Annotated in this window: 11 protein-coding genes and 1 pseudogene; 8 read left to right on the plus strand and 4 right to left on the minus strand. The window is 64.1% G+C overall.

Features of this window, described 5'->3' with window-relative positions; genetic code table 11:
* Window positions 1–140 precede the first annotated feature (140 nt).
* Window positions 141–1136, minus strand: coding sequence for an aldo/keto reductase (locus E5W70_RS26115; protein ID WP_292663906.1), 996 nt, complete (start codon window positions 1134–1136; stop codon window positions 141–143).
* Between the two features lie 105 nt (window positions 1137–1241).
* Here E5W70_RS26115 and E5W70_RS26120 point away from each other — a divergent pair, with 105 nt between their 5' ends.
* The 5 genes from E5W70_RS26120 (at window position 1242) to E5W70_RS26140 (ending at window position 6202) form a co-directional block, all read left to right on the plus strand.
* Complete coding sequence (locus E5W70_RS26120) at window positions 1242–2132, plus strand: LysR family transcriptional regulator (RefSeq protein ID WP_292663908.1); 891 nt, start codon at window positions 1242–1244, stop codon at window positions 2130–2132.
* 60 nt (window positions 2133–2192) lie between these two features.
* A complete protein-coding gene (locus E5W70_RS26125; protein ID WP_292663910.1) occupies window positions 2193–2771 on the plus strand; it encodes a cytochrome b in 579 nt (192 codons plus the stop codon).
* A 67-nt stretch (window positions 2772–2838) separates the two neighbouring features.
* A complete protein-coding gene (locus tag E5W70_RS26130) occupies window positions 2839–3414 on the plus strand; it encodes a YceI family protein (RefSeq protein ID WP_292663912.1) in 576 nt (191 codons plus the stop codon).
* Between the two features lie 83 nt (window positions 3415–3497).
* Window positions 3498–4484, plus strand: coding sequence for a Gfo/Idh/MocA family oxidoreductase (locus tag E5W70_RS26135; RefSeq protein WP_292663913.1), 987 nt, complete (start codon window positions 3498–3500; stop codon window positions 4482–4484).
* A gap of 59 nt (window positions 4485–4543) precedes the next feature.
* Entirely contained in the window at window positions 4544–6202 is a 1659-nt protein-coding gene (locus E5W70_RS26140; RefSeq protein WP_292663915.1) for an FAD-binding dehydrogenase, read from the plus strand.
* Window positions 6203–6262: 60 nt separating this feature from the next.
* Here E5W70_RS26140 and E5W70_RS26145 read toward each other — a convergent pair whose 3' ends face one another.
* Complete coding sequence (locus tag E5W70_RS26145) at window positions 6263–7009, minus strand: GntR family transcriptional regulator (RefSeq protein WP_292663917.1); 747 nt, start codon at window positions 7007–7009, stop codon at window positions 6263–6265.
* A 99-nt stretch (window positions 7010–7108) separates the two neighbouring features.
* Between E5W70_RS26145 and E5W70_RS26150 the strand changes: the two genes are divergently transcribed.
* The 3 genes from E5W70_RS26150 to E5W70_RS26160 all read left to right on the plus strand — a co-directional run bounded on the left by E5W70_RS26150 (window position 7109) and on the right by E5W70_RS26160 (window position 8973).
* Entirely contained in the window at window positions 7109–7663 is a 555-nt protein-coding gene (locus E5W70_RS26150; protein WP_292663919.1) for an autotransporter, read from the plus strand.
* Between the two features lie 159 nt (window positions 7664–7822).
* Complete coding sequence (locus E5W70_RS26155; RefSeq protein WP_023677589.1) at window positions 7823–8608, plus strand: DUF899 domain-containing protein; 786 nt, start codon at window positions 7823–7825, stop codon at window positions 8606–8608.
* Window positions 8609–8706: 98 nt separating this feature from the next.
* The gene (locus E5W70_RS26160; RefSeq protein ID WP_292663922.1) at window positions 8707–8973 is read left to right on the plus strand and encodes a hypothetical protein; all 267 of its coding nucleotides are present in this window, start codon (window positions 8707–8709) and stop codon (window positions 8971–8973) included.
* A 46-nt stretch (window positions 8974–9019) separates the two neighbouring features.
* On the opposite strand, the gene E5W70_RS26165 is transcribed toward E5W70_RS26160, so the two are convergent.
* Window positions 9020–9961, minus strand: a complete 942-nt coding sequence (locus tag E5W70_RS26165) for an alpha/beta hydrolase (protein ID WP_292663924.1) — start codon at window positions 9959–9961, stop codon at window positions 9020–9022.
* Between the two features lie 216 nt (window positions 9962–10177).
* Window positions 10178–10245, minus strand: a pseudogene (locus tag E5W70_RS26170) (carnitinyl-CoA dehydratase); the annotation flags it as partial.

Raw genomic sequence — 10245 nt, forward strand, 5'->3', positions numbered from 1 at the left:
GACATCCAATCTCCCCCCTTGAGGGGGAGATGTCCGGCAGGACAGAGGGGGGTGTCTCGCGCCGGCGTTCCGCAACCTCTTTGCGCCGCGATACGCAAAAAGAGGCGCCTGAGCGCCCCTTTCGTTTCTGAGATCGCCGTTCACCCGTTCACCAGGGCCAGCAGCTCTTCGGTATAGCGCTTGCCGACCACCTTTTCCGGCGACAGGGCGTCGCCGATGGAGGCCACCTCGGCCTGGCTCAGCACGATATCGGCTGCCGCCGTATTCTGCTCCAGATGGCGGATTTTTCGGGCACCAGGGATCGGCACAATGAAGTCGCCCTGGTGCAGCACCCAGGCGAGCGCCAGCTGCGCCGGCGTCACGCCCTTCTCGGCGGCCATCTTTTCCAGCACGGCGACGACCGCCGCATTGGCCGCCATGGCGTCGGCCTGGAAGCGCGGCAACCCGCGGCGCCAATCGTCGGCGCCGAGAACCTCGGGCTTGGCGATGGTGCCGGTGAGCAGGCCGCGGCCGAGCGGGCTATAGGGGACGAAGCCGATGCCGAGTTCGCGGCAGACGGCAAACACCTCCTCCTCCGGATCGCGGCTCCACAGCGAATACTCGCTCTGCACCGCGGCGATCGGATGCACGGCATGCGCCCGGCGGATGGTCGCCGCACTCGCCTCCGACAGGCCGAGCGCCCGCACCTTGCCCTCGCGCACCAGCTCGGCCATGGCGCCGACCGTATCCTCGATCGGCACGTTGGGGTCGACGCGGTGCTGGTAATAGAGATCGATCACCTCCGTATCCAACCGCTTCAATGACGCTTCGGCCACGGCCTTGACATGCTCCGGGCGGCTATCGACACCGGCCATGCGCTCCATGCCGCTGCCTTCTTCGAGGATCTTGAAGCCGAATTTGGTTGCGATCGTCACCTTGTCACGCACCGGCTTCAGCGCCTTGCCGACCAGGACCTCGTTCTCGTAGGGGCCATAGACTTCGGCCGTGTCGAAGAAATTGACGCCGATCTCGACGGCGTGGCGCAGCGTGGCAATCGCGTCTGCCTCCGGCTGGCCACCATAGGCAAAGCTCATCCCCATGCAGCCGAGGCCGACCGGGTAGACGTCAAGTTCATTGCCAAGCTTGCGGGTTTGCATCACGTGTCTCCTTGTTGTGATGGTTGTGATGCCGCAGAGATAGCGTCTTGCCCTGCGTTCGATAATCGGCTCTCATTTGCACGGGCTGTTCCAAGAAATAGATCAATGAAGCGAACCTATCTTTCACAGCTTGCCGTACTGGCAACGGTCGCCCAATGCGGCAGTTTTCGCGGTGCCGCCAAGGAGCTCGCCATTGCGCCATCGGCGGTCAGTCATGCGGTTTCCAGCCTCGAAGCGCGTCTCGGCGTCCGCCTTCTGGCGCGCAGTACGCGCAGCGTCGCGCCGACCGAGGCGGGCGCGCAGCTGCTCGAGCGTCTCAGGCCGGCGCTGTCCGAAATCGACCTGGCGCTGGAATCGGCGATCGAGGCACGCGACCGGCCGGCCGGCAATCTCAGGCTGACCGTGCCGCGCACCGCGGCCCACCTGGCGCTGACGCCAAGGCTCGGCGCCTTTGCCGCCGCCTATCCGGACATCGTGCTGGAGATCGTCATCGAGGACCGCTTCACCGATATGGTCGAGGGCGGCTTCGATGCCGGCGTGCGGCTGGGCGAGAGCCTGCAGCGCGACATGATCGCCGTGCGTATCGGGCCGAACCTCCGCGGCGCCGTGGTCGGCGCGCCATCCTATTTCAAGACCAGGCCCAGGCCGCTGCATCCGCACGATCTTGCCGCTCACCGCTGCATCCGTTTCCGCTTCTCCAGCGGCATTCTCTACCGCTGGGAATTCGAGAAAAACGGCGAAGAGATCGAGATAGCGGTACAGGGGCCGCTGATCCTCGACGAGGACCATCTGATTGCCAACGCCGCGGTAGATGGCGCCGGGCTTGCCTTCGTGTTCGAGGACTATGTCCGCTATGCGCTCACCACCGGCAAGCTCATGCGCGTGCTGGAGGACTGGTGCCCGCCTTTCGACGGCTTCTTCGTCTATTATCCCAGCAGCCGCCAGATGCGGCCGGCGCTCAGGGCCTTTGTCGATTTCTTCAAGGTCGGCGAGTAAGCCAACCCTCCCCACAAGGGAGAGGTGGAAGAAAGCCGACCTGGCATTCGTTCACCGACTATGTCAGCACTGCCCAAAAACCAGCCGGCCGGCTACGGCTGGACGGCGATCATTCTTCACTGGCTGATCGCGGCGCTCTTTATCGGCCAGTTCCAGCTCGGCTTCGTCATGGTGCGGCTCGCCAGCCAGCGCACCGCCTTCGAGCTGATCCAGCTGCATAAATCCTTCGGCTTCCTGCTGCTTGGGCTGGTCATCCTGCGCATCGCCTGGCGCCTTGGCAGACCGGCCCCACCGCTGCCGCGCTCGGTCGGCCGCTTCGAGCGCCGGATGGCGCCGCTGGTCCATCTCGCGCTTTATGCGTTTCAGCTCGCGCTGCCGCTGTCCGGCTGGGCACTGGTCTCGGTCTCGGTGCTGGAGATACCGAGCGTGCCGTTCAATCTGTTCGTTATGCCCCATCTGCCGCTTGGTGAATCGGACACGGCTGAAAGCTTCTGGGCAGCGACGCACTGGTATCTCGCCTATGCCGGCATCGGACTTGTCGCTTTGCATCTGGCCGCAGCGCTGCGCCACCATTTCTGGCTGAGGGATACCGTGCTTACGCGCATGATCACGGCTTCGTCACATCGCGACACGGAATAGAGCGGGCAGCTCATTCGTTCATGGGGCGGGACGCAAGAAAGCGTTGCCTGCCAAGAGGACCATTTCCATGTACGCGCGCATCTTCGGATTTTCGGCAGCCGCCGCTTGTTTTGCCATGCCTGTTTTCGCCGCCGTCGCCCTTGGTGACGCGGCCGGCAGCTACACCATCAGCCCGGCCGCTTCCAGCATCCACTTCTCGATCGGCAAGCTCGGCGGTGGCGGGCTCGACGGTGCCTTTGCCCGCTTCAAGGGCAGTATCCTGATCGACAACAGAGATGTCGGCCGGTCCCAGGTCAATTTCACCATCTTCCCCGAAAGCGTCGGTACCGGCCAAAGCCGCATCGACGCCTTTCTCCGCTCGGACGCGGTTTTCGACGCGGCCAACAATCCGGAGATCCAGTTCCGTTCGACCAGCGTCAAACGCACCGGCGACACGTCAGCCCTTGTCACCGGCCGGCTGACGGCGCGCGGCAAGACCTTTCAGGAAAAGTTCACGGCCGAGCTCGGCGGCCTCAGGGCGGGCACGATAAAATTCCACGTCACCGGCAAGGTGCTGCGGTCGCGCTATGGCATGGATGTCGGCACGCCGATTTATTCCAACGTCGTCGACTTCGACATGACGCTGACGGGCAAGCGGGGATAGCCTTTGCAGAACCGGTGTCCCGCATTGGCTTTTCTCCTGAATTAGGGCAAACCTCCTGGCCTGCAATCGAGAGGAGAAATCTGATGTTCCGATGGGGTGTTTTGTCGACGGCCAAGATCGGCCGCGAGCAGCTTTTGCCGGCAATTGTCGAGGCGGAGAATGGCGTGCTGTCGGCGATCGCCAGCCGCGATCTGTCGAAAGCCCGGGCACTCGGTGAACGCTTCGGCGCGCGCCACGCTTTCGGCTCCTATGAGGAGCTGCTCGCCTCCAGCGACATCGACGGCGTCTACATTCCGCTGCCGACCTCGCAGCATGTCGAATGGACGGCCAAGGCGATCGAGGCCGGCAAGCATGTTCTGGTCGAAAAGCCGCTGGCGCTCGATGCCAAGGACATTCCGCCGCTGATCAAGCTGCGCGATGCCAGGAAGGTTCTGGTCTGCGAAGCCTTCATGGTCGTCTACCATCCGCAATGGATCAAGGTGCGCGAGCTGATCGCCAACGGCGCCATCGGCCGGCTGCGCCATGTCCAGGGCGCGTTCTCCTATTACAATGTCGACCCCAACAACATGCGCAACAAGCTCGATCTCGGCGGTGGCGCGCTGCCCGACATCGGCGTCTATCCGACGGTGTCGACACGCTTTTCGACCGGCAAGGAACCGCAGCGCGTCCAGGCGACGATCGAGCGCGACAAGACATTCGGCACCGACATCTATTCCTCGATCCGTGCCGATTTCGGCGACTTCGAGCTGTCCTTCTACCTGTCGACGCAGATGGCGGCACGCCAGGTGATGGTGTTCCACGGCGAGAAGGGCTTCATCGAGGTGTTCTCACCGTTCAACGCCGGGCTCTACGACCATCACCGCGTCGAGCTGCACAACCAGAACCACAGCGAGGCGCAGGTGTTCCGCTTTCCCGGCACGCAACAGTACCGGCTGGAAGTCGAGGCCTTCGCGCGGGCGGCACAGGGCGGCAAGGACCGCGTCTTCACCCTGGAAGAATCCGTGCTCAACCAGAAGGTCATCGATGCCATCTTTCGCGCCGGCGAGAAGGAAGGCTGGGAGGCAGTCTAGGCCGGCCATGATCCCAAAAAGTGGGGGACCGGTTTTTGGACGAGATCATGGTCAAATAGATGCCCGACGACGCGGATGTGATCATTGTCGGCGCCGGCCTTGCCGGCCTTGTCGCGGCGGCCGAACTGACTGCGGCCGGCAAGAAGACCATCATCGTCGAGCAGGAGCCGGAACAGTCGCTTGGCGGCCAGGCATTCTGGTCGCTCGGCGGCATCTTCCTCGTCGATTCGCCCGAACAACGGCGCATGCGCATCCGCGATTCGTATGAGCTGGCGCTCGAGGACTGGCTGGGCACCGCAGCGTTCGACCGCACGGAAGATCTCTGGCCGGGCCGCTGGGCCGAGGCCTATCTCGGCTTCGCCGCCGGCGAGAAGCGCTCCTGGCTCATGCAGCGCGGCCTGAAATTCTTTCCGGTGGTCGGCTGGGCCGAACGCGGCGGCGGCAATGCCGTCGGCCACGGCAATTCGGTGCCACGCTTCCACATCACCTGGGGCACCGGCCCCGGCGTGCTCGAACCCTTCGTACAGCGGGTGCGCGAGGCCGAGAAGCGCGGGCTGATCCGGTTCAAATTCCGTCACCGGGTCAACGAATTGACCCGGACGAGCGGCGTCGTCGACGGCGTTCGCGGCGACATATTGGCGGCGAGCGACGTCGAGCGCGGCCATAAGAGCTCGCGCGAGATCACCGGCGATTTCGAGTTGAAGGCGCAGGCCGTCATCGTCGCCTCCGGCGGCATCGGCGCCAATCACCAGCTGGTCCGGGAGAATTGGCCGCAGCGGCTGGGTGTGCCGCCGAAACGCATGATCACCGGCGTTCCCGATCATGTCGATGGCCGCATGCTGGCGATCGCCGAAGCCGCCGGCGGCCGGCTGATCAACCGCGACCGCATGTGGCACTATGTCGAGGGCGTCAGGAACTGGGCACCGATTTGGACCGATCATGCGATCCGCATCCTGCCCGGCCCGTCATCGCTGTGGCTCGATGCGCGCGGCAAGCGCCTGCCGGCGCCGCTCTATCCCGGCTTCGACACGCTGGCCACGCTCAGCCACATCATGAGCACCGGATACGACTATTCCTGGTTCATCCTGACCAAAAAGATCATCCAGAAGGAGTTCGCGCTGTCCGGCTCCGAGCAGAACCCCGATCTGACGGGGAAAAGCTGGCGCCAGGTGCTTGGCCGTGCCACCAGCGGCGTGCCCGCGCCGGTCAAGGCGTTCATGGAGGAGGGCGAGGATTTCATCGTCGAGCCCGAACTGCCGGCCCTGGTCGCCCGCATGAATGCACTGGCCTGCGGCGAGCCGCTGCTTGAACTGGCGCAGGTCGAGCGCGAAATCCGCGCCCGCGACCGGCAGCTCGACAATCCGTTCTCCAAGGACATGCAGATCACCGCGCTGCGGGGTGCGCGAGCCTATCTCGGCGACCGGCTGATCCGCACCGCAAGGCCGCACAAGCTGCTCGATCCCGCCAATGGCCCGCTGATCGCGGTCCGGCTCAGCATCCTGACCCGCAAGACGCTCGGCGGGCTTGAGACGGACCTCGACAGCCGCGTGCTGGGCGCCGGCGGCCAACCGGTCGAGGGGCTGTACGCGGTGGGCGAGGCCGCCGGTTTCGGCGGCGGCGGCATGCACGGCTATGCAGCGCTCGAAGGCACGTTTCTCGGCGGCTGCATCTTTTCCGGCCGCAGCGCTGGACGGGCGGCGGCACGCGCGGTGGGGTGAAACAAGGCCCGCCGCGCTCGTTGCGCCAAGGTGGCGGTCGCACCGAATGGCCAACTTCCCTTAGGCGAAGGGCTGCAAATTGACGTCCTGAAGCTTGGAACCGGCAAGCAAAGCCTCGAGCACCTGCTTCTTGAGATACAGGCACTGCGAACGGGCAAGTTTGACGATGCCGGAAACGTCGCCTGCCTCGCAGGCAAGAACCAGTTCCCTTTGCTGGGCGATGATCAACTGGGTGAAGTCGCGGGACTTGAACCCAAGGTGGAGAACCCGCGCCGACTGGTCGAGTATCTGGTCCAGCAGATGCGCCAGTCGTAGATTTCCCGAGAGCTCCGCAAGGGCCAGACGAAAGGCACGATCGGCCGCAAGGAAGGCGACGTGGCTGCGCAGCGTCTCCGGCTTCAGCACTTTTTTCGCTGCCAGCCCGATGTCCTCCAGCCCGCGCTCGGTCATGTTCGATGCCGCCACCCTGAACACTTCCGGCTCGATCAAGCTGCGGACATCGAAGATCTCGTTGACGTCGCGCAGGCTGAGCGTAGCAACGACGTAGCCGCGGCGCGGCTCGCTCCTGACCAGTCCTTCCTGCATCAGTCGGGCCAGCGCGGCGCGGATGGTCGCCTTTTTGATCTGGTATCGATCGCCGATCTGTTTCTCGGTCAGCGCTTCGCCGGGGCGCAGCACGCAGGCAATGATGTCGTTCCTCAGCTGCTCATATGCCTGTTCCCTGCGAAGGACGTCGGCGGCTGACAGTGCTGTCGCCTCGACCGTGGCCGGCCTTGCCGGTTCGGCGGTCAACTTCGTCGTTTTCATATTTTGTCCGTCTGGCTGTCCGGTTGACGCTGGCATCAGCATTCGGTAGCGTGAGATGCTCAGGTTGGCAATCTGAGCATCTCAGGGAGGATAACTGATATGCCTTTACCCGCCAACTCGCCTCTCTACGCCGTTGCCGACGATATCGTCAATGCCGCGAGGGGACCAGATCCCCTCGAAGCGGTAAGGACGGTCCTGAGCGACTACACCAACCGTTTTCACGCATCGGGAACGCTCGCTCACGAAGAAGACGACGACGAGGTTCTTTTGCATGCGAGCCCGAACCTGACGATCTATCACATCACGCTGTCGCCCGGCCTGCAGTACCCGCCCCATAACCACCTGATGGATGCCTTGATCGGCATCTACAAGGGCAGCGAGACGAACTTCATCTATCCCGTTGCCGGCAGCGAACTCGATGTTCCCGAAAGGCAGGACATCGCAGCGCCTGCCGTGGTGCACATGGCGTCAAATGCCGTACATTCGGTTGCGAATACCGGCAGCGCGCGATCGGGTGCGCTGCATGTCTACCTCGGCGATCTCACACGAACCCACCGCCAGCTGTGGAGCCCGGACAGCAACCAGGCCGAACCGTTTGACAATGATCGCTATCTGGCCGGCGCTCGGCCCATTCAGCAGTCCGGGCACGAATGAGCGCAGGGGCGTCGCGGGCGGCGAAATCGGCCGTGATCAGCGGACCCGTCGGAATCGCGTCACACTTGTCACTCTCGCCAATCCGCTATCGCCCCTATCCTAGCTCACGACCCAACACGTCGCGCCGGTGCGGCGACAAACCAGCAAGGGAGATGCACAATGACGGCACATCAGAATGGCACAGGCGAGCAGACGACGCGGCTCGCAATGAAGACACCACCGGTCGTTTCGCCTGATGCGTGGGAAGCCGCGCGCCAGCAGCTGCTCGTGAAGGAGAAGACGGTGACCCGGGCTCGCGACGCATTGGCGGCCGAGCGCCGGCGGATGCCGTGGATGGCGGTGGAGAAGACCTATACGTTCGAAGGGCCCGACGGAAAGGTGAGCCTGCTCGACCTGTTCGAGGGCCGCCGCCAGCTGATCGTCTACCGCGCCTTCTTCGAGCCCGGCGTATTCGGCTGGCCCGACCACGCTTGCCGCGGCTGCTCGCTGGGGGCCGATCAGGTCGGCAACCTCGCCCATCTGAACGCCCGCGACACCACGCTTGCCTACGCCTCGCGCGCACCGCAGGCCGACATTGCGCGGCTGAAGGCGCGGATGGACTGGAAGATGCCCTGGTACACCATCACCGACAGCTTCGATGCCGACTTCGGCGTTGACGAGTGGCACGGTCATAACGTGTTCATCCGCGACGGCGACCGCGTGTTCCGTACCTACTTCATCAACAACCGCGGCGACGAGGCGATGGGGACCGTGTGGAGCTATCTCGACCTGTCGCCGCTCGGCCGCCAGGAGGTTTGGGAGGATTCGCCCGAGGGCTATCCGCAAACGCCGACGTACAAGTGGTGGAACTGGCACGACAATTACGGCGCCGAAGCCGTCCCCGACAAAAAGTGGGTCGAGGTGTCGGACGCCGGAGAGGCCGCGTTCCGGAACCGCACCGAATAGAACGTCTTTGGCGTCGCGGAAATGCGGCTAGGACAATTGGAGGAGCGGGATGCACGGTTCATTCGACCGTATCCCGCTCGCTATCAGGGACTACGGACATGAGCGAGATTCATGCAGGCGCATCCGCCGGCGATCCGAGCCCGGCCGGCCATAGTGCAGCCGATTGGCTGTCCTTTGCGGCCGCGCCGACCTTCGCAACCATGGCGCTGCTGACGCTTCTCGGCGGAGCGCCGGATATGATCTGCTCGACCGGGCAAGATGCGTCGCCGCTAGGCGGCATGGTCCCGATGTACCTGCTGATGAGCGGCTTTCATTTAGGACCTTGGCTGAAGCAGGTTTCCGGCCGGCGACGCCGCCGCAAGTAGAGCTGTACCGGCCGACAAAGGCCCGTTCTGGTCGGGAAGACATCCCTCACCAGATCCACTCGCCCCTTCCCAAAACCGCTACCGCATCGACAATCCGGGTAAAGCTCGAGCGGGCGCGGCCGGCCGTGTGCCTGGCGCGCAAATAGCCGTGCACCAGTCCCGGCTCCTCGAACCACCAGGCGCGCCCGCCTGCGGCAACGATGCGGTCGCGATAGGCTTCGCCGTCCGACGACAGCGGGTCGCATTCGGCGGTGATCACGACGGTAGGCGGCAGATTGGCAAAGTCGGCGTCGGCGAGCGGTGACAAGGTGAGATCGCCGGTGCGGTCCTCGCCACCGGTCCTGATGTCCTTGTAGAAAACGAGGTCGCGCACGTTAAGCATCGGCGCTTCCGCGTGGGTGACATAGGAACCGGCGGAGCTGTCGCCGCCAAGGCCGGGATAGACCAGGATTTGGCCGATCGGCTTGCGCGCATGGCCGCGCGTCGCGTGGCTGACGGACGCGGCGAGATTACCGCCGGCACTGTCGCCGCACAGCAGGATAGGCCGTTCGTAAGCGGTCGACGCCCATTCGAAGGCGCAGATGGCATCGTCGAAGGCGGCCGGATGAAGGTGTTCCGGCGCCAGCCGGTAGTCGACCGAAACCACTTCGTAGCCGGTCCGGCTGCAAAGCTCGGCGCAGAGGTCGTCATGGCTGTCGAGCCCGCCGAGCATAAAACCGCCGCCATGGAAATAAAGCACCATCGCCGCCGTTTCCGGCGCCGGGGCGCGGTAGATGCGAATTGGAACCCGATGCCATGGCGTTGCAATGGCGGTGGTTTCCGCCGTGACGCCTTGGGGATAGCCGGCAAAGAACTCGCGGCACATCCGGTTATAAATCTTGCGCTGCTCAGCGATGGTGTAATCGATCGTATCGGGCGGATAATAGGAATTGGTCCGCTCGATGAAGGCCCAGGTCTCGGCGTCGATGAGGGTTTTGTAGTCGATCATGAGAGACGACCAACCCGCGACGACTGCGCCCAGGCACCCCCCTCTGGCCTGCCGGCCATCTCCCCCTCAAGGGGGGAGATCGGATGTCGCTTCGACCTTCGCCAATCTCCAGCGTTGCAAGATGGGCTGCAAGGCTGAAGCTGCCAATCTCCCCCCTTGAGGGGGAGATGGCCGGCAGGCCAGAGGGGGGTGAGCGCCATCGTTCCCGCAATACCGCTACTTCCCCTTCCACACCGGCTCGCGCTTTTCGGCAAAGGCGCGAAAGCCCTCGAGATTGTCCTCCG

The sequence above is a fragment of the Mesorhizobium sp. genome, assembly GCF_005063415.1.
Taxonomy (GTDB): domain Bacteria; phylum Pseudomonadota; class Alphaproteobacteria; order Rhizobiales; family Rhizobiaceae; genus Mesorhizobium.

Coding starts and splice junctions, on each gene's coding strand:
- E5W70_RS26115 (WP_292663906.1), bottom strand. CDS start 1,136: ATGCAAACCCGCAAGCTTGGCAATGAACTTGACGTCTACCCGGTCGGC.
- E5W70_RS26120 (WP_292663908.1), top strand. CDS start 1,242: ATGAAGCGAACCTATCTTTCACAGCTTGCCGTACTGGCAACGGTCGCC.
- E5W70_RS26125 (WP_292663910.1), top strand. CDS start 2,193: ATGTCAGCACTGCCCAAAAACCAGCCGGCCGGCTACGGCTGGACGGCG.
- E5W70_RS26130 (WP_292663912.1), top strand. CDS start 2,839: ATGTACGCGCGCATCTTCGGATTTTCGGCAGCCGCCGCTTGTTTTGCC.
- E5W70_RS26135 (WP_292663913.1), top strand. CDS start 3,498: ATGTTCCGATGGGGTGTTTTGTCGACGGCCAAGATCGGCCGCGAGCAG.
- E5W70_RS26140 (WP_292663915.1), top strand. CDS start 4,544: ATGCCCGACGACGCGGATGTGATCATTGTCGGCGCCGGCCTTGCCGGC.
- E5W70_RS26145 (WP_292663917.1), bottom strand. CDS start 7,009: ATGAAAACGACGAAGTTGACCGCCGAACCGGCAAGGCCGGCCACGGTC.
- E5W70_RS26150 (WP_292663919.1), top strand. CDS start 7,109: ATGCCTTTACCCGCCAACTCGCCTCTCTACGCCGTTGCCGACGATATC.
- E5W70_RS26155 (WP_023677589.1), top strand. CDS start 7,823: ATGACGGCACATCAGAATGGCACAGGCGAGCAGACGACGCGGCTCGCA.
- E5W70_RS26160 (WP_292663922.1), top strand. CDS start 8,707: ATGAGCGAGATTCATGCAGGCGCATCCGCCGGCGATCCGAGCCCGGCC.
- E5W70_RS26165 (WP_292663924.1), bottom strand. CDS start 9,961: ATGATCGACTACAAAACCCTCATCGACGCCGAGACCTGGGCCTTCATC.